Source organism: Bacteroides sp. AM23-12 (genome assembly GCF_003434395.1).
GTDB lineage: Bacteria > Bacteroidota > Bacteroidia > Bacteroidales > Bacteroidaceae > Bacteroides > Bacteroides thetaiotaomicron.
Genome location: NZ_QTLF01000022.1, coordinates 1 through 21,460, shown reverse-complemented (window position 1 = coordinate 21,460; position 21,460 = coordinate 1). Strand labels below are relative to the sequence as shown.

Genomic DNA, 21,460 nt, shown 5'->3' with positions numbered 1-21,460 from the left:
CAAACGACCTGAAGCATTTTGCTACGTATCATATAGTAAACAGGAATAAATAATGATGAATCAGGAAAAAATACAGGAACTGGTCAGCCGAAGTCAGCAGGACGACAAAAGGGCCTTCGCCCTACTGGTTTCGGAATTCCAGCCACTGGTGTTCCGACTAGCTTTCCGTTTACTTTGTGATGAAGAGGAAGCCAGAGACATAACACAAGAAACATTTGTAAAAGTATGGTTATCCCTGAAAACGTACAATCAGAAAAACCGCCTGTCAACCTGGCTTTACAAAATCACCTGTAACACCTGTTACGACCGTTTGCGTTCGTTACGCCATTCTCCGCTGGATAATGAATCCGCCTTTTCCGATTCGGTAAATATTCCTTCTGACGATCATATTGAGATATCTCTTTCCAACAAGCAGTTGAAAGAACTGATATTGCGATATACCAACGAACTGTCTCCCCAGCAGAAAGTCGTTTTCACGCTTCGGGATGTCGAAGAGTTGGAGGTAGCAGAAGTACAGATTATCACAGGATTATCGCCCGAAAAGATAAAAAGTACCTTGTACCTTGCCAGAAAGAACATACGTAATAAAATGAATCAAATAGATCCCGACTTATGAAACAAGAAGATAAACAGTATGAAAAATGGCTGACCGAAATCAAAAGTAACCAGCCGATATTGGAAAATCCGGAGAAACTGACCGCTACCATCCTCAACAGAATATCCGGGATCTCACCGGAAAGGAAACGGAGAAAGTTTCTCATAGGAGCATGGGCATCCGGCATTGCCGCCTCATTATTACTCCTGCTATTCATCAATGACACTTGCTTCACTTCTGTCCCTCACCGGACAGAAATGCAAAATGAATATGATAACTGGTCAAACAGCATTCCATTACCTGACAACTGGGAAGAAATGCGACTGCTGGAAAAGAATACTTATCTATCCTCTCAATATATACAACACCGGAAATCCCGGAAGATGCAAATCTTACAAGTCATCAAAGAAAAACGATTAAAATAGACAGAATATGAAAACCAACTATTTCTTAATAACCATGCTACTGTTACTTAGCATGACTTCTTGCAGCACCTATTATCGGACGACTTCACGAGTTGAAAGGGACGGAAGTATGTACAGGGAAATCTATGCACAAGGCGATTCCGCTTTCATTGCAGGAGATAAGACACATAATCCTTTTCTGTTTCAACCGGATGCCAACTGGCAATTAGTAAATCTGGACTCTACAACTAAATTCAACTTTTGGGGCGAAGAAGAAAAGCTGAATGTAAAGGCCTGCCAAAAACTCTCCGGAGTAGATGGGGAATACTTCACTGTTGCCAAAGGTAAAGAGCATCTGAGTGCTATGGCTATACCTATGGAACGGGTAAAGAAGAGTTTCAGATGGTTTTACACCTATTATATATATACGGCCACTTACAAAGAACTTCAGGATAAAGGCCCTGTACCTCTTGACAATTATCTGAATAAGGAAGAGCAAATGATTTGGCTTCAGGGAAACGATGATGCCTTCAGAGGTATGAACGGCATCGAAATGAATGATAAACTGGATAAACTCGAAGCTAAATTCGGAGAATGGTATAACCGCAGCATCTATGAAATCAACTGGGAAGTCATCCACCACTTCGCTTCTTTACAAGGAGATACTGCTTGCCTGCAGTGTCTGAAGGAATTGAAAGATTCTGTTTACAAGAAACATTCGTCAGAAAAAGGTGACAGTATGGGAGACGCTGATATCGAGGAAGTCTGTAACATGTTTGATAAAGCTTGCAGTACAAAATACTTTTCGGACCTTTATAAAACAAATAAAGAAATGATGGATGCCCTGTGCGAAGAGAAAATCAACATCGCCGAAGTTTTCTATTATGCTATACAATTTGAGTTGACAATGCCCGGTAGGCTGCTCACCTCTAACGCCAAAGTTCTGAAAGATGATGTAGTCATCTGGAAAATAGACGGCTTCCGGCTTCTCGCTGGTGATTACGTACTTACCGCAGAGTCACGGATTATTAATTACTGGGCATTCGGGATTACTTTATTCATTATGCTCTTTGTCTTAGGAGTTTTCATCAAATTATACAGGAAGAGATCATAAGAGTAGTAACAGAAAAAGCATCCAAGTAAAATACTTGAATGCTTTTTCTTTCTGAGCCTCTTGTCGGATTCGAACCAACGACCCCGAGATTACAAATCACGTGCTCTGGCCAACTGAGCTAAAGAGGCGGGTGGGTAAGCTTACTATATCGCGCCGCTACAACCAACTACCTTTGCTGCGATCAAGCCCTGGAGGATTCGAAGGGAGCTGGCCGTATAGGACTTACCCGTTTTGCGGTTGCAAAGGTAGGTATTTTTATGGATTCTGCAATAGCTGTAGGCAACTTTTTTGCATAAAAGAAAGTAATACTCTACATTTCAAGCAATTAAAAATCAAAAAAAATATTCGAGTGCCAACTTTTACTGCTTTATTAACTTTAACAACCATATTCCCTTTACCAACCGATATTATTTGTACCTTTGTGCGCAATTTATTAACGAAGATGACAGAGAACAGAAGCTATTTACAGAAATATGCCATGCACTTTGGCACGTATATGGGAATCTATTGGATATTGAAGTTCATTTTATTTCCGTTGGGATTCCACATCCCTTTCCTTTCACTATTATTTGTAATCCTGACGTTGGCAGTGCCGTTCATTGGCTATCACTACGTGAAGATGTATCGTGACAAAATATGTGGAGGAAGTATCCAATTCTCTCATGCGGTTCTCTTTACCATATTCATGTATATGTTTGCTTCCCTGCTGGTAGCCGTTGCACACTACGCCTATTTCCAGTTCATTGACCACGGCTTTATCATCAACTCCTATATCCAGCTATGGGACGAACTGATGACTAAAACACCTGCCTTGATGGAAAATCAAGAGATAATAAAAGAAACGATAGATACTGCCCGTTCACTTACTTCCATCAATATCACCATGCAACTCCTGTCATGGGATGTATTCTGGGGAAGTTTACTGGCCATTCCTACCGGATTGATGGTAATGAAGAAAGCACGACCGGAAAACAATACCCCGGCCCAATCATAATTCGTAATTCATAATTATTAAAAATGAATATATCAGTTGTTGTCCCATTATTCAATGAAGAAGAGTCACTGCCCGAACTCTACGCTTGGATAGAACGGGTAATGAAAGCCAACGGATTCTCATTCGAAGTGATTTTCGTTAACGACGGAAGTACAGACCGTTCATGGGAGGTAATAGAAAAACTCAAAGCCCAATCGGACTGCGTAAAAGGCATCAAGTTCCGCCGCAATTACGGTAAATCGCCAGCACTCTACTGCGGATTTGCAGAAGCACAAGGAGATGTGGTGATCACAATGGATGCCGACTTACAGGACAGCCCGGACGAAATACCGGAATTATACCGGATGATTACGGAAGACGGATATGATCTTGTGTCCGGATGGAAGCAAAAAAGATATGATCCGCTATCAAAGACACTGCCGACAAAGTTATTCAATGCTACCGCACGCAAAGTATCAGGTATTCCAAACCTGCACGACTTCAACTGCGGTCTGAAAGCCTATCGCAAAGATGTCGTGAAAAACATCGAAGTATATGGCGAAATGCATCGCTATATCCCCTACCTTGCAAAGAATGCCGGATTCCAGAAGATAGGTGAAAAGGTGGTACACCACCAGGCACGTAAATATGGCTCTACCAAATTCGGATTCAACCGTTTCTTCAACGGATATCTGGATTTGATTTCTCTTTGGTTCCTGTCTAAATTCGGAGTGAAGCCGATGCATTTCTTCGGATTATTAGGATCGCTTATGTTCTTTATCGGAATGATCTCCGTTATCATGGTAGGTGTCAGCAAACTGCATGCAATGTACAACGGTCTCCCCTACCGGCTTGTAACCGATTCTCCTTATTTCTATCTATCGCTCACAGCGATGATTATCGGTACACAGTTATTCCTTGCCGGATTCCTGGGAGAACTGATCTCACGTAATGCCCCCGAACGGAACAATTATCAGATAGAAAAGAAAATTTAATTCACGCCCAATAACCGATTATGAAGAATTTAATTCGTATCTTTTTAATAGTAGTAATTGTTGGTGCAGGTATAAGCATCGGCAGTTCGTGTTCGGACGAAAATGATTGTTCGCTAGCGGGACGCCCCATGATGTACTGCACATTGTACACAATTGATGAGATAACCGATCTCAGAGTAAACGACACACTGGACTCATTGACTATTACAGCACCGGGCACAGACTCGATCATTCTCAACAACCAGAAAAAAGTACATACGCTGATGTTACCGTTACGCTATACCAGCGATACTACTGTTTTTATTTTCCGCTACGATCCGGACCGCAAACCGAATGACATCGATACATTAATCATTGTACAACAAAACACTCCGTATTTCCAGTCAATGGAATGTGGGTATATGATGAAACAAAACATTCTCAGTGCGAGATACGGCAATCCGAGAAAAACCGCAGATCAGGAAAAAATAGACTCACTTCATATACTAAACAAAGAAGCCAATACAAATGAAATTCAGAATTTGGAAATATTCTATAGATATCGCGACCGCACGCCTCCTACGATTGAGTAGTGTGCTGCTCCTCTTTTGTATTGGATTACCGTCAATTGCACAACAGCAACAACAACGACCGGGTCCTGTACAGAAAAGAGACCAGAAGAAGAAAGAGGTTGTAGTCGATACTATCCCGTTTTATAATGGGACGTATGTCGGTGTGGACATATATGGCATCGGAAGTAAAATGCTAGGTGGCGACTTCATGAGCTCCGAAGTCAGCATAGGCGTCAACCTTAAAAACAAGTTCATCCCGACTATCGAGTTTGGTATGGGAGGAACAGATACATGGAATGAAACGGGAATACACTACAAAAGTAAGACCGCCCCATTCTTCCGGATTGGTGTAGACTATAACACGATGGCAAAGAAAAAGGAGAAAAACAGCTATCTATATGTAGGTCTCCGCTATGCGTTCAGTTCATTCAAATATGATGTGTCAACCCTGCCGGTTGACGACCCTATTTGGGGAGGAAGCATCGGAAATCCGAGTCTGGAAGACGACTATTGGGGAGGAAGCGTTCCTTTCAGTCATTTAGGAATGAAAGGGTCTATGCAGTGGTTTGAATTAGTGGTAGGTGTCAAAGTACGTATTTATAAGAATTTCAATATGGGCTGGTCTGTACGCATGAAATATAAGACAAATGCTTCGACCAATGAATACGCCAACCCTTGGTATGTGCCCGGCTACGGAAAATTTAAATCAAATAACATGGGAATTACCTATTCCCTTATTTACAAATTACCTCTTTAAAGAATAATGACAGGACTAGAGATTTGGCTGCTTGCAATAGGCTTAGCGATGGATTGTTTCGCTGTTTCAATTGCAAGCGGTATTATTTTGAAACGTATTCAATGGAGACCGATGCTGGTCATGGCTTTGGCGTTCGGACTTTTTCAGGCTCTGATGCCATTCATTGGATGGATGTTTGCAAAGACTTTCAGCCACCTGATAGAAAGCGTAGACCACTGGATCGCTTTCGCTATCCTTGCCTTCCTGGGCGGACGTATGATTCTTGAATCTTTTAAAAACGAGGACTGCCGTCAGACATTTAACCCCGCAAGCCCGAAAGTCGTATTCACAATGGCGATAGCGACAAGTATCGATGCACTGGCAATAGGCATCTCCTTTGCCCTGCTCGGAATCAACAACTATACCGAAATCCTCTCTCCTATCCTTATCATCGGATTCGTATCATTCGTCATGTCACTCATTGGTCTTTACTTCGGTATCAAATGTGGTTGTGGATGTGCACGGAAATTAAAGGCGGAATTATGGGGCGGCATCATTCTGGTCGCTATCGGATTAAAAATATTGATAGAACATCTATTCTTACAATAACAAGCATTGGTTCCTCTAATAAAAAAACAGAAAAACGTATGAAAACAAAAAAGAGTTTCCTTTGGCTGGCCTTCCTCATCTTGGCAACAATCTGGATATTAGCCAGACGTAACCAAAAAGCTGAGTTTAATACCGCCAGTGGTTTTGTGTTTGGCACAGTATACAAGATTGCGTATCAACATGACGCTGATCTGAAACCGGAGATTGAAGCGGAATTAAAACGTTTCGACCAGTCTCTCTCACCGTTCAATGACAGTTCGGTCATTAGTCGCGTCAATCGCAATGAAGAGCTAGTGACGGACAGCTTTTTTCAGACTTGCTTTAATCGTTCCATGGAAATCTCCCGCGAAACGAAAGGAGCTTTTGACATAACGATAGCTCCTCTTGCCAATGCCTGGGGATTTGGCTTTAAAAAAGGCGCCTTCCCAGATTCATTGATGATAGACAGCCTGCTACAGATTACCGGTTACGAAAAAGTGAAGCTGGAGAACGGAAAGGTAGTCAAGCAAGATCCGCGTATAATGTTAAGTTGCAGTGCGGTTGCAAAAGGCTATTCGGTAGATGTAATAGCCCGTCTGCTCGACCGGAAAGGAATCAAAAACTATATGGTAGATATAGGTGGTGAAGTAGTAGTAAAAGGTAAAAATGCGACAGGAGATCTGTGGCGTATCGGAATTAACAAGCCGTACGACGACTCATTAGCTGTTAAGCAAGATATACAAGTAGTACTCAACCTGACAGATTTAGGTATGGCTACTTCGGGAAACTACCGCAACTATTATTATAAGGATGGCAAAAAGTATGCTCATACCATCGACCCCAGAACAGGTTATCCAGTACAGCACAGTATCCTGTCTTCTACTGTGATTGCCGAAGACTGTATGACGGCTGATGCTTTGGCTACCTCTTTTATGGTAATGGGACTGGAAGAAGCTGAAAAGTTCTGTAAAGCAAATCCTATGATCGATGCCTACTTTATATATAGCGGCGAGAATGGAGAGTTTAAAACTTACTATACGGATGGCATGAAACGATATATGCCTGATGCCAAATAGAAAAATGCTTTGCAAATAAGCATATAAACGGAGGCTCCATTTCATACGAATAGAGCCTCCGTTTATATAAAACAGCACCTCTGTTGAAGCCAAACGAAGCCTCTGTTTCAGAGTGGCTGAAACAGTTATTTCATAAACACAAAATAAACAGCTGCAATCAGACAAACAAATGCTGCCAGATGGTTCCAGTGCAAAGTTTCTCCCTTAAAGAAAACGGTGGTAAAAACAGTAAATATGATCAAAGTAATCACTTCTTGAATTACTTTCAACTGCATCAACGAGAATGGACCGCCATTCCCGACAAAGCCGATACGATTCGCCGGTATTTGACAAGAATATTCACTTAACTAAATAGACTTGCCCAAGTGAAATTTTATACCTATATTTGCTTCATAATCAATATATTACATTATGATAAAAATTATAGGATACGCACGAGTTTCTACTACAAAACAAGACTTATCTCGACAAAAGCTAAAGATTAAGGAGTTCTGTGAGAACAACAATTATGAGTTAATTGAAATTATTGAGGACTTTGGAATATCTGGTGTGGTTGCAGACAGAAAAGGTTATATCGAATTACAAAGTAAAACCTACAAAGATGCAGACATGATAGTAATTTCTGAGTTATCACGTTTGAGCAGGCAAGAAGATGTAACAGAGACAGTTTACAATATTCAACAGATTATTAATAAAGGATTATCTGTAATACTCTTAGATAGTCCCAGTAAAATTTATGAAGCTAATAAACTTTTAGACATTACAGAAATACTTATCCTCACTATCAAAGCATGGGCAGCAGCACAAGAAAGATTGGATATTAAAAAGAAGAACCAAGATGGGAAGCAAGCTCTCTTCCAAGCTTATCCTTATGCAGTTGTAGACCAAAAAATACCTTATGGATATAAAGCAGTTCCTAACCCCAATGGGAAACGTCCTAAATATATTTTAGAAGAAGTACCAGAAGAAGTAGAGAATATAAAAAGACTCTTCGCTTTAGTAAACTCTGGTAAGACACTGGGAGCAGTAGCCAGATATTTCAATGAAAGGAATATTACTTTTAGAGGATATTACAGCACTGTTGCCATTCTAAGCAACTATATCCATAGTGATATTTATAGAGGAATCAGAAGAAGAACACAAAGATTAGGTAGAGAAGAACCTTATACCATCGAGGTTAGAATAAAACCTATTATCAGTGAAGAGGATTTTATGAAAGCACAAGAGCTGATTAAAAACAACTATAAAAATACTCCAACTGGAAAAGTCAATCATAATCCATTAAAAGGAATCATCAGATGTAGATGTGGGAGAGCCATGACTGTAAAAGACAAAAAGCCAGCAGCAGGAATTTCAAAACTAACATATAGATGTAGCTGTGTTGATAGGAAATCTCATCCAGACTTCTGTAAATATAATATTGATGAAGTTTCTTACGACCTTACGAATGAAATATTATATAGTCTTTTCAAATCTATGCACACAGCAGAATATATCAACTTCTTTAGGAACCAAACAGACAATAGAGTTACAGAGCTACAAGAGGAAATAGCTGGAATTGAGAAACGTTTGTCTGCCCTATATCTTGATAAAGAGAACTTATCTAATGAAAGCCAAGATAATGCCAATAAGTTTCTACTAACCACCAACCCTACCCTTTTAAACATTATCCAAGAGAAACAGAACCAGTTAGATGAGAAGATAAAATCTATTGATAAAGAAATTATAAGATATAAAAAGTCACAGAGTAAAAAGATGGCAGACATCGAAAGGATTAAAGATAATAATGGTAAAGAGAAGCTTCAAAACCTTAGCATCGAAGAACAAGGAGAACTATATCATAAATATTTGGAGAGAGTGAATTATATTCCTGTCACTACCATGCAGGGATATTATATTGTACAGTTCCTTAATGGAATTAAATTCTATATAGCTATTACGAAAGTCAGAAGCATTGCAATGGCTTCTCTCCTATTAGACAACTGGACGATTGATGAAAAAGGAATTATAACAGCTAACTATGATACTTTAAAGTCCAGTGATATGAAGAACTTTAGCATAGAAATGATTAGGAAAACAAAGACTATGACTTTACAAGAATATCTTAAATCAGACCTTGCAAAAGAAAGAGCCTTGCATCTTGACCTTAGTTATAGAGAAAGATACTTAGAACAACTTCATAAAGCTGGATTGGATGGTAGGCTCAGACCATTTAAAAAGGAATAACTTCATCCTTTTTAATTATCTTTGCTTCCAAACCATATAAGCAAAGATATGAGACCAATTGAAAGACTTGAAGAAACTTATTTCCCTAAAGGCATAAAGTTACTTGAATACATGGAGGAAGTAGCAGTACTTTATGTACCAGATTATGATATAGACCATGAAACAGGAGAACAATATATTTATGGCACAACCGCCTTACCCTTATTCATAAGAAGATACAATCAGAATAAGCTATATGGTAACTTCACATACGAAGATTATATAGCCAATGAGGACATACAGAATACACTAAAAGGTTTAGGAATTGATATAGATAAGTTCTGGTTTCTACTTCTGTTCATCTTTGACTATACTTGTGGAACGTGCTTGGATGGAATGAAAGCTACAGGCATTGGAATAGAACAGCTCACCAAATTCGCCAAAGCCATAGCTGACAACCATAAGGAGATTAACCAATTTGGAGTGAGTTTTAAGAAACCTATCACTATCTCTGTAAAAGTAGAGGGCAAGCATCAGATAGTAATTGACAATGCCAATGCAATAGGCTATTTGGCTACTACCATCATCAATAACCTAAAGGAGATAGAGGAACATCCTTGGATGCAGAGCCAACAAGTCAGCATAAGCACCCATGCAGAAGAAAAGGAATCCATTCAGATATACCTATTTTATAAAATGTTTAACGACTTCTTCAATCTATCTCCATATAATAAGCAGTTTAATGTCAGACAAAAGAAAGGAAGCACCATATCACTTAGTAAGACATTGCTCATATCAAGGCTTATCTATTTCACCAAGTTATCCAAACATAATAAATTCTCAGAAGATGAAGATGTTTTAAAAGGCTACATCAAGCAATATAAAGACAAGAAAATTGATACTGTGAACAGCATATATTGCTAATAAACTTCTGATAATTAGCACAGTCCTGCTTCATACCATTAAGAGGGTACATGAAAGCAGGACTTTTTTTCTCTCTTTTAATCCTGCCATTATATCCCATCTTTGCAGCGTCAAAAACGATAGCGGACGAGCTGACAATTAAGAGGGGAAGTAAAGCCACTCATTAATTTCTCTCTTTTAATCAGCCCAGAAGCAGGTAGTTTTGCAATATCAAAATTAACAAAAGCTGGAGCGCACCAGTCTAAAAACTGCAAAGAAAATATGATGACTATTTATTTTTATGGCAGCAATCGTGAAATCGTAGCAGAGAATGTAAAGAAGTGCTATTCTATGATTGAGAAATATGGCTTCAATGCAGCAATGGGTAAGATTAAGTTAGTTGGCAGCGAGGATTTAACAGGAGAGAAATTATTAAAAGTTTCCATTGTACCTAAGTCCAATGCCAAACCTCTTTCAATAGACAACTGGATGCTGAATACAGAAGAGGTTACAAATGCTACTGAAAGAGTAGCAGCTAAAGCTCCTGTAGATGGACAACACAGAATGATAGCCATGTTCATACTGGAGGTAGAAGGTTTTCTTGATTTTAATGAGGAAGAAATGACTGAAACCATTAAGAAGCCAGAGAATATGAGTTTAGCATTATTTACAGCTTCTATCAACAATGGCAGACCTTGGAATTATAAAGACTTTAGCAAATCAAAGTTCCAAACAGGAAACGAGAGAATTGATTATATTGAAGCACAAATTCAAGAAACAGGATTGAAGTCTGACGTAATCTATAGTTTTTATACATTAGGACAAGCAGAAATTAAAGCCAATGTCGCCAAAGACCTTAAAATGGGCATAAACAGACTACCTAAATCTTTAAAGTTGAATGCAACCACCCAAGAGTTAGGTGATAAAGTTCTAAAGGCTTTCAAGAGCAGTAAAATCTCTGAATCCACATATAACAATGGAAGATTAGCTAAAGGATTTAAGTTGTTCTACAATGAATACAAACCAGAGATTAACCGAATCCAACAGTTAGTTGCCATGATTGACAAAGATGTGTGGTTTAGTAATCAGAAACCAGACGGTAGTGCTGAAGCCAAACAATATTATAAGAATTTTGAGAAATGGTTCCAATATATGAATGAGAATAGCAACAAGCCTGTAGAAACCGCATAACCAATTAACAATAAAGTCCATGTGACAGGTGGACTTACTCTCCCCAAGTTCTTAGACATTCTGAATAGCATCAAGTCTGATTACTAAATGTGTGGTCTTATCATTAGTTCCTCATTCATGGAATTACTATCTTTACAGTACCACAAACAGATAATCCCACCACACAGATTGACGGACTACAAACTATTCAGAATATCTAAAATGGAAGAATTTACTTATGAACAGATAAGGGTTAAGGCTCTTAAACAGGGAGTAAAAGATAACAAGGTTCACATTGGATTGTGGGCTAATCTTAATAACTATCTAAAGACAAGGAGAAAAAAGAATGGAAAGGTTACTACTTATTATATCGCATTACAGAAGTTGGCTTACTGACAAGATAAAAATTGAAACTGAGAGATTCATATTGTCAAATTTGGGAGGTGTGCTTATTCACTTTTTACTGCGTGTCTAAACACCCCCTCTCTACACTCCTATGCTACATTCCAATAAGACCTATGCAATGTCCTTGCGGACACCGCACAGGTAATCTGTAAGCTGGGAGTGACTAAAATCAATGATATGTGGATTTATAACAATCATTTCTATAACAAGCTGAGCGAACTTAGGAAGTCAAACAAATTAAGTTCCTCTAAAATGAGATTCTTATTAAAGACCAACCAAATCATTTTAATTAAACATATTGAGCGATTGCCTTATGAGTTACGAGCAGCTACCTTTCAAGGAATATACAGTAATGAGCAACAATCTGATTCAGAAGTTAGGTTGTGCTGATGTTTACAGGACATACGTGTTACTATTGACAGCAGACAAATATATGCTGACCACTGACACCACGATAGACCAGCTTACATCATTCGTTGGAGAGAAACCTGCCAACTATAAAGGTGGTAAGAGTTCCAAATCATTCAATGACAAGTTAAGAGCCACAGGGGAAGTCAGCATACAGAATAAGGACAGTGGCAGGAATGACAGGACTTGGACAGATTATATATTCTTTCCTGTCAGCTTTGGACATTACAGAAGAATCAGCAGAGAGTTCTATGATTCATATAACAGTACACTGGATTTAAAGCTCAGAGGATTTATACTCAAACTATTCAGTGCAGCAGAGCCACACAGTCATACAATTACCTTATCTGTAAGAAAACTGAAAGAACTAATCCACATGGGACATGGTACTATTTCTAACTACATAGAACAACTAAGGGATATGGACTTGTTAGATGAAGTTGGAGATTCAATCATATTAAAAGCTAAAGGTTTGCTTATAGACCTACCCAAAGATAAATATGTGGAGGAAGTGAAAGCTGACTTTGAACACATGATAGCATTTAACGAGAGCAGAGGAAACCCCATTTCAAGGGAGTGCATGATTTATAAGAAGTACAAGGAGAATAATTTTGAGGAAGTTAAGGATATGCACGCTCTTATGAAATCATTATCAAATGGGTTGGTAGGCAGGAAGCAGGAGGTAAAAGACAAGGAAGAACTGCCAGATTTAATCTTATAAAGATATGGCAATAAAAGCTCCAGACTACTAAAAAGATTTAGAGTTCTTTCTTTTAAAGGCATATTAGTTATATATTTGCAATATAACCTTATATATCAATTCAATGGCACAAATTCATCCTGACTTCTATACAATCCAGCATCTCCACCAACCAGCAACAGAAGGAGAACTAATCCTATTAGACTTTTTACAAAAGAATCTAAATATGGAGTTTGAGATATATTACCATCCTTTCATAAATGGTGACAGACCCAATATTGTTATTCTTAAAAAGGGATGTGGAGCTATAATCATATCTGTAAATGATTGGGATTTAACTGACTATGCTATTAATGATGATTTGGATTGGTGGAATAATTCAACTTCAACAAAGGTTCAATCACCTTTCTCTCAAATAAATTACTATAAAGAGAATCTTGTCTCATTACACATAAGTACTTTCTTAGAGAAGAAAATGAATAAGTGGTACTATTCAAATATTATATATACACTTGTTTACTTCCATAAGATGTCCCAAGATAATATTGAGAAGTTTATACATGAGAATATATCCAAGGAAGATAATAAGACCAAATTTTTAAAAGACATAAAATATATACAATATTGGGGATATGATTCTCTTACACTGCAAAACTTAGAAGAATATTTCAGCAAGATAAGAATAGAACAACCTTCTTTCTTATTTGATGAAGATATTTACAATAATTTCAAACGCTACCTCAAGCCACCTTTTCATCAATTAGAAGAAGGGATTGATATTAAGTACACTAAAGCACAAGCAGAACTTATTAGAAGTGAAAGCAGACCCAGACGTAAAATAAAAGGGATTGCAGGAAGTGGTAAAACTCTTGTCCTTGCAAAGAGAGCTGTCAATGCATATCTAAGAACTAATAGTGAAATATTAATTCTAACATTTAATCTATCCCTTAAGAATTACATTCGCGACAAAATCAATGACGTAAGAGAGAGTTATCCTTGGGAGAAATTCTATATCACCAACTATCATCAGTTTATTAAATCAGAAGCAAACAACTATAACCTACCCATAAAAGGATTAAAATCTTATACAGATATTAATTTCTTTGAGCCTGTAAAGAACCACATTAAGAAGTACAAAGCTATATTCATAGATGAGGTACAAGACTACCAAACTGAATGGCTGGAAATAATTACCAAATATTTCTTATACGAGGATAGTGAATTTGTTGTGTTTGGAGATGAGAAGCAAAATATTTACAGAAGACCGTTAGATGAGAACAAAGAACCAATAATTAAAACAATCGCAGGAAACTGGAACAAGTCTCTCAACGCTTCCAAAAGATTCACAAGTGAAATAGGGAAGTTAGCGATGAAGTTCCAGCACCATTTCTTAGAGAATAAATACACCATTGACAATATGGTTGTGTTAGATAACCCTATGCTTGATTTTGAACAAAGGAATATTAAATATGCCAATATTGGAGCGAAAGCCAGCACAGAAAGGATATTCAATATCTATAAAGGGACTTGTAAGAAATATTGCCTTAACCCAGCAGACATTACTATTCTATCTGGTACTGCTGATATTTTAAGAGAAATAGAATACTCTATAAGGACTCAATTAAAAGAGAATACAACCACTACATTTGAAACTAAAGAAGAATATGATAAAAGCGAATTAGAGACCAAATCTAAAAACAACTTTGAAGAGAGGATAAATACAATCAGACGATACAGAAGAAATCACTTCTCAATAAAAACAGGAACTGTAAAGCTATCTTCTATACACAGCTTTAAGGGCTGGGAATCACACACAGTCTTTTTAATCATTGAGCCACATAAAAGTGATTCTATACAAGATTTTGAATCTGTTGAGCTTATATATACTGCGATAACAAGGGCACAAGTCAATCTGTTCATTCTCAACATGGGTAATGAAAAGTACGATTCATTCTTTAATGATAATATCCAAAATTAATCTAACAGAACCACAAGCGAGACACCCCTACCCACATAAACACCCCCTTATAGCTCTTAAATAAAAAAGAATGCTTTAACAATGCAGTCTGACTGCTGACAGAAATAAGCATTCTTTTTAATCTGAGAGGGGGCACGATGTACTATTGCCACAGCCTACCAATAATTTACTAATGCTCCTCATTCCCTTTGAAAGAATCTTTAGGGAAAGACATAGAACAGCCTAAGATGCAAGCGAAGAAATTCACTTGTGTTTTAGGTTTGTTCTTGTTAAATCCATTCAATCAATAACCATTTAATTCAATTTCATTATGAGAGATTTAGTAATTATGCCAGCTATGGCACAGCGTAGAGAATCATTAAACATGGGTGAGTTTGCAGAAGAAGCAATTATTGTGGAAGAAGTTGCAGCACCCAAAAGAGTAAACCATTTCATTGAAGCCAACACGCAAGAAGTAACCTTGCAGCACTTACAACAAGACTGCATCATTCCAAGTTTTGCATCAATGGAAGAAACCATTAGTCACCAATCCTTTATAGGTGCAGTAGTGGATGCAGCTAAGGATTACTTTCATGGAGAACAGTTTGATATGCCAGAGATTAGAATCTCACACCCTATCAATGGAAGAATACCAAGTGCATTAGGTAAGAAGGCTTCTGAACTGACAGATGAAGAGAAGACTCTGTTCTATCAGAGAATGTGTTTCTGCTTTGAAATTCCATCCATTGTACATGATGAATACGGTAATCGTTTAGCGTTATCCATTGGTGGAGTGAGAGCATATAACGAGATTAACCTGTACAGTAAGAAATCTGTGGAGAGATTTAAAATCTTCATAGGATTTAGGAATAGAGTTTGCAGTAATCTTATGCTCACTACTGACGGTTTACAGGATAAGATAGAAGTCCTAAGCGTACAGGAACTATATGCAGCAGCATTGAATCTGTTCCATGCTTACAATCCATCCAAAGACCTGCACCTGTTAAGAACACTTGGACAAATGTCAATCTCCACAAGCGAGTTTTGTCAGATAATAGGCAGAATGAGATTATATCAAGCTCTTACACCCAACCAACAGAAACGCTTACCTCGTCTATTGTTGGGAGATAGTCAGATTAATGCAGCTTGCAGAGCATTCGTTTCTGATGTGAACTTCAAGAGTACAGGAGACAGCATTACAGGTTGGCAGCTCTTAAACCTGCTCAATGGTTCTGTGAAGTCAAGTTACATAGATAACTTTTTGGAGAGGAATCTTAATTGCACAGAGTTCGTACAAGGCATTCAACGTGCCAAATTAGGAGATAGTGAATACGCTTGGTTCTTGGGCTGAGTGGATTGTTGATTGACAGAGGAAAGGGCAGCTATTCAGTTAGTTGTCCTTTCTTCATTTTATCAATCATCAAATATTACAATCATGAATAAATCTAAAATTGAAAATGCTATCAACCATATCAACTCTTTACAAGAAAGACTATGCTACTGTGAGAACAACCTTCAATACATCAAACGCTTGCAAGCACTTAAATATTGGCTGCACAAGTTTGATTCATTTTTAGATAGGAACAGCAAACAGCATGGTAAATATGCAGCAGTTTATGAAAGTTACTTCCATACTTGTTGCGGGTTCTCATTCTACGACAGAGTTTGTAACTCAATTCTTGTTTATGAATATGGTGACAGACCATTTTAAAGAATTAATGTAAAAAGAAAGAACATTATTTTAAGTGTTCTTTCTGGCATTGTTCTATTAGTCCTTGCAAATATTCATCACTTACAGAACAAAGTAAGGTCTTAGCGGTTGAAGATTTCTTAAAATCTATATTATATCGTTTTATCTCGTTTTTATAGATTTCTTTAATTGCTACCAATGTTGAATTTAAATTAACAATAGATAAACTTAATATAGGTTCAAACAACTCCTCGCTCTTGTCCAAGTCACAGTTACTTATACTTAAGCCATGTACAAACACTGATAAATAACTTGCATAAGTTGAGAAAGAGGGATTTGAATCGACCATTTTATATAAAGAGTTCCAAGTAAATTGATTTTTCTCTTTGGGGTTAAGAAGAGGTTTTAAACTCTTATATTTCCAATTTGCATTCTCAATAATCTGATTAACAATTTTATTATTATTATAGAGTGGGCTTCTTTTTAATTCTTTAATTATGAATTCCTTTGCAATCATATCAGATTTATTAGTATCTCTTACTTGGGTTACTAATGCTATAAACTCATCTTCTTTAATTCGTCCATTATTAACTATTTGATTATAATCTGGATAATCCTTATATCTACAAAGAATTCCATCCAAAACATATAAATAATGTTTGAACACCTTTTCATCTTCGTTGGAGTTCATATATACATGATAGATAGTGGCTAAATTATCAATAATATTTCTACATAAGGTACAAGCTGATACATAATCACGGTTATGTGAATAAATAAGGAATATAGACTCCCATGTTTCTAACATTTTTTTTACAAGTCGCAATACATAGCTGGGAATATCATTAATTCCATCATTATTATACAACTTTTGTAATTCAGTAGTCAAATAGTCTAATTCTGAGAATGCAAATAAATAGACATCCTCATAATTCCATCCCATTCTTTCTGCTTCTGGATAAGAAATTCTCATAATTAATTAATTTATATCCAAAGATAATCGTTTGAATACAATAAACAAAATATTCACTTTGATAATTAGTGAATGTTCCTTTAGTAATCAATGAGTTAGTAAATCCAACTCAGAATTAATATTCACTTCTATTCGTTTCATTATAAAACAGAACATTATGTCACTTAAATATTCAAGCACAACGGCAGACTATCTTGTTTGGTCTGATGCAATGAACCTCATAAGGAAGTTAGCTAAAGACGAGAATTATAAAATCTCACTCCTTATTAGTTTGGGATGCTTCACAGGATTAAGAATATCTGATATTCTATCTCTAAGGTGGAAGCAGATATTAGGCGCTGAAGAGTTTACAGTAATTGAGAAGAAGACAAGCAAGGTAAGAAATATCAGACTGAACCCCCAATTACAGCAGCATATTAAAGAGTGCTACGAGCATATAAATCCAGTTGGAATCAATGCGCCAATTCTTATAAGTCAGAAAGGCACTATCTTCACAGTTCAGAGAATCAATATCATTCTTAAAGAGGTGAAGAAGAAGTACAGGCTAAAGATTAAGAATTTTAGCTGCCATTCGCTTAGAAAGACTTTTGGCAGACAGGTCTATAATATGAACAGTGATAATGCGGAGTTAGCTTTAGTAAAGCTGATGGAACTGTTCAACCATAGTTCCGTAGCCATTACTAAAAGATACTTGGGGTTAAGGCAGGAAGAAATCTTACAGACTTATGACTGTTTAAGCTTCTAATGAATTGGGACAGGATTATTAAGATTCATCTTTATAGTGGTCTGAATGGTTCTGTCCCAAATCAATAGAATATTGAGCTTAGATACATCTAAAGTCCAATCTTGGTAGTTTGGCATTTCAGCCTTATAGAAGTAGGTCAATTCCATAAGTTTACAGAATTTAGAACTACCTCAACTTTTATTAATCATGTCGCAGGTAGCACTTCTTGAATATCCACCAAAATGCAGACTTGAAGATGATAATTCAAGGTGGGTAAGAATATTCAGAATTTAGTCTTTATATGGGAAGAAGTGAATTTGATACCCACATGGATTTAGAGAGTTTAGATGCAATTCTGCTTAAAAACTCCATTAATTCCCTGTTTAGTAACACAATAATTACTATTAATCCACACTCCATGCTGATTGATTTAAAACCTTTTCGTATCTTTGCACCAATTCCAATGAACTAATGAGATAGGGAGTTGGAAGGACATATTTAACGAAAGGTGTTATTGAAATTATCTTCGTGATGAAATTCTCGCAAAATTTCAACAGACTGTGAAGATGATAGCAATAGCACCCCACCATTTGATATATACCTACCTTATATTTTATAAGGCTTTAGATATTGTCAAAATTGGTGTGGGTAGCTATTGTTTTATCCACAGTCAAGGCAATGCGAGAAGCCCCATCACAGGATAAGACAGATATAGTTCCCACACCTCTTTTATTTTAACAGCTTATCCATAGGGAACAGGTAGGCGCATAACATATATATGCAATGAGAGAACTGTTTCAAGTCTTAGATAGAGAAGATAGAATCTCTATCCTCAAACTGCTATCATTATTAATAAAAGAATCCAATAAAACCACCTATAACGATAATAGTGATTGGATTTTAGCTTTTAATGAAGCTGGATTTAGAACTGACGACATTAATATTAATGAAATATTGTCTAATGTTGATATGGATGTTTATAACGTTCCATTAGAAGATTGGCAAGTCCAAGCACTCAATTCAATATGCTTTCTTGAGAATATTCTAATTTTTAGATATGTTCCAGACAATGAACCAAAGGAAGCTGTCTATATCCAACGAGAAGCAGAAACCTATCGTAAAATAGACAAATATAGACCATTTCCTTTATGTCCTTTACCATTAATGCCTGAAGAAGTTGTTAGAATTATGACATATAGAGCTTCAAAACTATTTGGCAATGATACTAACATTTGGTTTGATGCAGAACATCTACGCATAACATTAAGTAAAGGATTTGACAACTCATATATTTCTTTCAACGACCAAACTAATGAATTTAACATTTGGTTTGAGGATTCATTTATGAGATTTATTGATGGACCAGATTGGAATACTATCAATAGCGAAAGAACTACAATGTTTGTCAATAAATGGTTCAAATCTGGAACTACAATCGTACTTGACAAACTATTTGAAGGGTTTTCATCAAATGGCTTAGACATTAGATACAATGCTAACGTTGGACTGGGATTACATATCATAATCAACTTAAAATAAATATCAATGAGAACAATAAGATTATTAGCAACCTCTCTATTGGTTGCATTAAGCATGGGAGTTAGTTCCTGTGGGGATGATGAATTGGAGGTAAATCCCCCAACAACATCTGGAGGTGAAACATCGTTAGAACTTATTTGCAAAGAATATGGAATTACGGACTATAAGGATATTGATTTATTAAACTATTTCATCCATGCAAACAACACAATAATAAACAAGGAGCAAGCTAATTTTACAGGATTAAAGGATAATCATTTGTGGGTTGCTACTTACCATAATTCGACTAAAGAGAAATTGGCAGAGGGTACATGTAGCTCTGAGTTTCAACATTCATGCAAAGTCTTTAAAGAGTTTGAAGGATATAAGGACATGAACATATCTAAGATAACTCCAATGTGGAATTATATTATAAATCCATCCCAATTCATTACAATATTTGCATACAATTTTAAAGAAGATGCAGCAGCATCGTTATACAGTACACTTTTTTATAACAATGGTAAGTCTAAAGAGATTAGAGGGCTTGGAGATGATAACGTCTTTAATTGGTACGACAACAGCGTACTCATAAGAGATTATTGCTATACTTTGGATGGTGATAGTATTTGTGCATTCACTATACCAACAGGTGATGGTGTTGGAATGGATGCAGTAGAAGTTTATGCACCCTTATCTCATAGTGAAATTATCTATCGTTGGTTTGACGAAGATGGAGCTTTTATTGGAAGGTGGAATGGAACAACCAAACAGCAGATTTGGCTTACAGAGTTGAAGGAACTATCAAACTTAATTGATAACGACCAATATAAAGTTGATTTTAAACTATCTGACAGTTCCACTAATATTTGGAAATTTGATGCTACCATAACTTCTTATGATGGAGATAAGAATACACTTAGTTATGAAATAGATATTGATAATGGTACAATCAAAGGAGAAGATAATTATGCTTCTCTTATTATAGGTAAATGGAAGATGACAAGTGGTAACGCTATCGCCACCCATGTAACTTATAAGAATGATGGTACATTTGAATATACAAATACAGAAGATAGCTCTTACAAGGAAGTGGGCAAGTACAAGATAGACGGTAACAAGCTCTATGAAATGTACAACGATGAAGAAGAATGGATTATCAATGATATTCTGTTACTTAATTCTATGACCTTATCAGTGCAGGAATTGGAAGCTGATGGAGTAACACCCACAGGTCAGAAGTACTCTTATCAGAGAGTGGAATAAAAGATTTACGCATACTAAAAGTGAGCAGCATTTGAAGAAACTCTTATGCTGCTCTTTTCTATAACTATTTCATAAATACAAAATAAACAGCCAATATCAAGCAAACGAAGGCAGCTATATGATTCCAGTGCAAAGCTTCACCTTTAAAGAATACAGTTGTAAAAACTGTGAATATAATAAGAGTTATTACTTCTTGAAGAACTTTCAACTGCATCAATGAAAATGGTCCTCCATTACCTACATATCCAATGCGATTCGCTGGAATTTGACAAGAATACTCAAAAAAAGCTATTGACCAACTAAAGGCTATTACACCTATCAAAGGAAGAGCAGCAAACCAAGAATATTCCTGCTTCATCTTTAAATGACCATACCAAGCAAAAGTCATAAAGACATTTGATACTATAAGCAATAAAATTGTGTAGAGAGCTTTCATATTATTCTAATTCTACTATACATTATCATTAGTGTCCCATTAAAATTGGGACGAATTAAAAATTAAACAACCT

The 21,460-nt window shown here is 36.7% G+C and carries 21 protein-coding genes, 1 tRNA gene and 1 pseudogene; 19 read left to right on the top strand and 4 right to left on the bottom strand.

Going from position 1 to position 21,460, the window contains the following annotated elements:
• Positions 1-52: 52 nt before the first annotated feature.
• From DW640_RS16500 to DW640_RS16490, 3 genes are read left to right on the top strand one after another with little or no spacing between them, the layout of a single operon-like run.
• Positions 53-616, top strand: a complete 564-nt coding sequence (locus DW640_RS16500; protein WP_182014904.1) for an RNA polymerase sigma factor — start codon at positions 53-55, stop codon at positions 614-616.
• Complete coding sequence (locus DW640_RS16495) at positions 613-1,020, top strand: hypothetical protein (RefSeq protein ID WP_117578719.1); 408 nt, start codon at positions 613-615, stop codon at positions 1,018-1,020. Before DW640_RS16500 ends, DW640_RS16495 begins: the two co-directional genes overlap by 4 nt.
• A gap of 7 nt (positions 1,021-1,027) precedes the next feature.
• The gene (locus DW640_RS16490; RefSeq protein WP_117578717.1) at positions 1,028-2,113 is read left to right on the top strand and encodes a hypothetical protein; all 1,086 of its coding nucleotides are present in this window, start codon (positions 1,028-1,030) and stop codon (positions 2,111-2,113) included.
• Between the two features lie 54 nt (positions 2,114-2,167).
• Here the strand turns inward: DW640_RS16490 and DW640_RS16485 are convergent.
• Positions 2,168-2,241: transfer RNA gene (locus tag DW640_RS16485), tRNA-Thr, on the bottom strand.
• 314 nt (positions 2,242-2,555) lie between these two features.
• On the opposite strand from DW640_RS16485, the gene DW640_RS16480 reads away from it, so the two are divergent.
• The 6 genes from DW640_RS16480 to DW640_RS16455 are packed head-to-tail and all read left to right on the top strand — an operon-like array spanning position 2,556 to position 7,032.
• Entirely contained in the window at positions 2,556-3,107 is a 552-nt protein-coding gene (locus tag DW640_RS16480; protein ID WP_008760323.1) for a DUF4199 domain-containing protein, read from the top strand.
• Positions 3,108-3,130: 23 nt separating this feature from the next.
• Entirely contained in the window at positions 3,131-4,081 is a 951-nt protein-coding gene (locus DW640_RS16475) for a glycosyltransferase family 2 protein (RefSeq protein ID WP_008760322.1), read from the top strand.
• A 20-nt stretch (positions 4,082-4,101) separates the two neighbouring features.
• Positions 4,102-4,653, top strand: coding sequence for a DUF6452 family protein (locus DW640_RS16470; RefSeq protein WP_117578716.1), 552 nt, complete (start codon positions 4,102-4,104; stop codon positions 4,651-4,653).
• Positions 4,589-5,389 carry a DUF6048 family protein gene (locus tag DW640_RS16465; RefSeq protein ID WP_173664604.1) on the top strand — a complete coding sequence of 267 codons (801 nt, stop codon included), beginning with the start codon at positions 4,589-4,591 and terminating at the stop codon, positions 5,387-5,389. Before DW640_RS16470 ends, DW640_RS16465 begins: the two co-directional genes overlap by 65 nt.
• A 6-nt stretch (positions 5,390-5,395) precedes the next feature.
• Positions 5,396-5,977: a manganese efflux pump MntP family protein gene (locus DW640_RS16460; protein WP_016268227.1), complete on the top strand. Its 582-nt coding sequence runs from the start codon at positions 5,396-5,398 to the stop codon at positions 5,975-5,977.
• A 38-nt stretch (positions 5,978-6,015) separates the two neighbouring features.
• On the top strand, positions 6,016-7,032 hold the full coding sequence (locus DW640_RS16455; protein ID WP_008760319.1) for an FAD:protein FMN transferase: 1,017 nt from the start codon (positions 6,016-6,018) through the stop codon (positions 7,030-7,032).
• A gap of 125 nt (positions 7,033-7,157) precedes the next feature.
• Here the strand turns inward: DW640_RS16455 and DW640_RS16450 are convergent.
• Positions 7,158-7,373: pseudogene (locus tag DW640_RS16450) on the bottom strand (DMT family protein); the annotation flags it as partial.
• Between the two features lie 70 nt (positions 7,374-7,443).
• On the opposite strand from DW640_RS16450, the gene DW640_RS16445 reads away from it, so the two are divergent.
• The 7 genes from DW640_RS16445 to DW640_RS24025 all read left to right on the top strand — a co-directional run bounded on the left by DW640_RS16445 (position 7,444) and on the right by DW640_RS24025 (position 16,491).
• Positions 7,444-9,258, top strand: coding sequence for a recombinase family protein (locus DW640_RS16445; RefSeq protein WP_055288666.1), 1,815 nt, complete (start codon positions 7,444-7,446; stop codon positions 9,256-9,258).
• Between the two features lie 48 nt (positions 9,259-9,306).
• On the top strand, positions 9,307-10,161 hold the full coding sequence (locus DW640_RS16440; protein ID WP_081027286.1) for a hypothetical protein: 855 nt from the start codon (positions 9,307-9,309) through the stop codon (positions 10,159-10,161).
• 261 nt (positions 10,162-10,422) lie between these two features.
• On the top strand, positions 10,423-11,331 hold the full coding sequence (locus tag DW640_RS16430) for a hypothetical protein (RefSeq protein WP_055288667.1): 909 nt from the start codon (positions 10,423-10,425) through the stop codon (positions 11,329-11,331).
• A gap of 697 nt (positions 11,332-12,028) precedes the next feature.
• Positions 12,029-12,844, top strand: coding sequence for a hypothetical protein (locus DW640_RS16415; protein ID WP_055288669.1), 816 nt, complete (start codon positions 12,029-12,031; stop codon positions 12,842-12,844).
• Between the two features lie 103 nt (positions 12,845-12,947).
• Positions 12,948-14,801 carry an AAA family ATPase gene (locus tag DW640_RS16410; RefSeq protein ID WP_055288670.1) on the top strand — a complete coding sequence of 618 codons (1,854 nt, stop codon included), beginning with the start codon at positions 12,948-12,950 and terminating at the stop codon, positions 14,799-14,801.
• A 310-nt stretch (positions 14,802-15,111) separates the two neighbouring features.
• A complete protein-coding gene (locus tag DW640_RS16405) occupies positions 15,112-16,131 on the top strand; it encodes a DUF3871 family protein (RefSeq protein ID WP_004310787.1) in 1,020 nt (339 codons plus the stop codon).
• 84 nt (positions 16,132-16,215) lie between these two features.
• On the top strand, positions 16,216-16,491 hold the full coding sequence (locus DW640_RS24025; protein WP_081027285.1) for a hypothetical protein: 276 nt from the start codon (positions 16,216-16,218) through the stop codon (positions 16,489-16,491).
• A 25-nt stretch (positions 16,492-16,516) separates the two neighbouring features.
• On the opposite strand, the gene DW640_RS16395 is transcribed toward DW640_RS24025, so the two are convergent.
• Positions 16,517-17,443, bottom strand: a complete 927-nt coding sequence (locus DW640_RS16395; protein WP_117616302.1) for a hypothetical protein — start codon at positions 17,441-17,443, stop codon at positions 16,517-16,519.
• Positions 17,444-17,600: 157 nt separating this feature from the next.
• Between DW640_RS16395 and DW640_RS16390 the strand changes: the two genes are divergently transcribed.
• The 3 genes from DW640_RS16390 (at position 17,601) to DW640_RS16375 (ending at position 20,951) form a co-directional block, all read left to right on the top strand.
• Complete coding sequence (locus tag DW640_RS16390) at positions 17,601-18,188, top strand: tyrosine-type recombinase/integrase (protein WP_055289336.1); 588 nt, start codon at positions 17,601-17,603, stop codon at positions 18,186-18,188.
• A 762-nt stretch (positions 18,189-18,950) separates the two neighbouring features.
• Positions 18,951-19,706: a hypothetical protein gene (locus DW640_RS16380; protein ID WP_007484595.1), complete on the top strand. Its 756-nt coding sequence runs from the start codon at positions 18,951-18,953 to the stop codon at positions 19,704-19,706.
• Positions 19,707-19,712: 6 nt separating this feature from the next.
• The gene (locus tag DW640_RS16375; RefSeq protein WP_055289338.1) at positions 19,713-20,951 is read left to right on the top strand and encodes a hypothetical protein; all 1,239 of its coding nucleotides are present in this window, start codon (positions 19,713-19,715) and stop codon (positions 20,949-20,951) included.
• A 64-nt stretch (positions 20,952-21,015) separates the two neighbouring features.
• Here the strand turns inward: DW640_RS16375 and DW640_RS16370 are convergent, their stop codons facing one another.
• Positions 21,016-21,387: a DMT family protein gene (locus DW640_RS16370; protein ID WP_005821429.1), complete on the bottom strand. Its 372-nt coding sequence runs from the start codon at positions 21,385-21,387 to the stop codon at positions 21,016-21,018.
• Positions 21,388-21,460: the final 73 nt, after the last annotated feature.

Excerpts from the sequence above, each read along its gene's own strand:
- DW640_RS16460 (WP_016268227.1), top strand. The coding sequence starts at position 5,396 with ATGACAGGACTAGAGATTTGGCTGCTTGCAATAGGCTTAGCGATGGAT.
- DW640_RS16395 (WP_117616302.1), bottom strand. The coding sequence starts at position 17,443 with ATGAGAATTTCTTATCCAGAAGCAGAAAGAATGGGATGGAATTATGAG.
- DW640_RS16500 (WP_182014904.1), top strand. The coding sequence starts at position 53 with ATGATGAATCAGGAAAAAATACAGGAACTGGTCAGCCGAAGTCAGCAG.
- DW640_RS16375 (WP_055289338.1), top strand. The coding sequence starts at position 19,713 with ATGAGAACAATAAGATTATTAGCAACCTCTCTATTGGTTGCATTAAGC.
- DW640_RS16430 (WP_055288667.1), top strand. The coding sequence starts at position 10,423 with ATGATGACTATTTATTTTTATGGCAGCAATCGTGAAATCGTAGCAGAG.
- DW640_RS16475 (WP_008760322.1), top strand. The coding sequence starts at position 3,131 with ATGAATATATCAGTTGTTGTCCCATTATTCAATGAAGAAGAGTCACTG.
- DW640_RS16490 (WP_117578717.1), top strand. The coding sequence starts at position 1,028 with ATGAAAACCAACTATTTCTTAATAACCATGCTACTGTTACTTAGCATG.
- DW640_RS16465 (WP_173664604.1), top strand. The coding sequence starts at position 4,589 with ATGAAATTCAGAATTTGGAAATATTCTATAGATATCGCGACCGCACGC.
- DW640_RS16480 (WP_008760323.1), top strand. The coding sequence starts at position 2,556 with ATGACAGAGAACAGAAGCTATTTACAGAAATATGCCATGCACTTTGGC.
- DW640_RS24025 (WP_081027285.1), top strand. The coding sequence starts at position 16,216 with ATGAATAAATCTAAAATTGAAAATGCTATCAACCATATCAACTCTTTA.
- DW640_RS16495 (WP_117578719.1), top strand. The coding sequence starts at position 613 with ATGAAACAAGAAGATAAACAGTATGAAAAATGGCTGACCGAAATCAAA.
- DW640_RS16470 (WP_117578716.1), top strand. The coding sequence starts at position 4,102 with ATGAAGAATTTAATTCGTATCTTTTTAATAGTAGTAATTGTTGGTGCA.
- DW640_RS16405 (WP_004310787.1), top strand. The coding sequence starts at position 15,112 with ATGAGAGATTTAGTAATTATGCCAGCTATGGCACAGCGTAGAGAATCA.
- DW640_RS16440 (WP_081027286.1), top strand. The coding sequence starts at position 9,307 with ATGAGACCAATTGAAAGACTTGAAGAAACTTATTTCCCTAAAGGCATA.
- DW640_RS16390 (WP_055289336.1), top strand. The coding sequence starts at position 17,601 with ATGTCACTTAAATATTCAAGCACAACGGCAGACTATCTTGTTTGGTCT.
- DW640_RS16380 (WP_007484595.1), top strand. The coding sequence starts at position 18,951 with ATGAGAGAACTGTTTCAAGTCTTAGATAGAGAAGATAGAATCTCTATC.
- DW640_RS16415 (WP_055288669.1), top strand. The coding sequence starts at position 12,029 with ATGAGTTACGAGCAGCTACCTTTCAAGGAATATACAGTAATGAGCAAC.
- DW640_RS16370 (WP_005821429.1), bottom strand. The coding sequence starts at position 21,387 with ATGAAAGCTCTCTACACAATTTTATTGCTTATAGTATCAAATGTCTTT.
- DW640_RS16455 (WP_008760319.1), top strand. The coding sequence starts at position 6,016 with ATGAAAACAAAAAAGAGTTTCCTTTGGCTGGCCTTCCTCATCTTGGCA.
- DW640_RS16445 (WP_055288666.1), top strand. The coding sequence starts at position 7,444 with ATGATAAAAATTATAGGATACGCACGAGTTTCTACTACAAAACAAGAC.
- DW640_RS16410 (WP_055288670.1), top strand. The coding sequence starts at position 12,948 with ATGGCACAAATTCATCCTGACTTCTATACAATCCAGCATCTCCACCAA.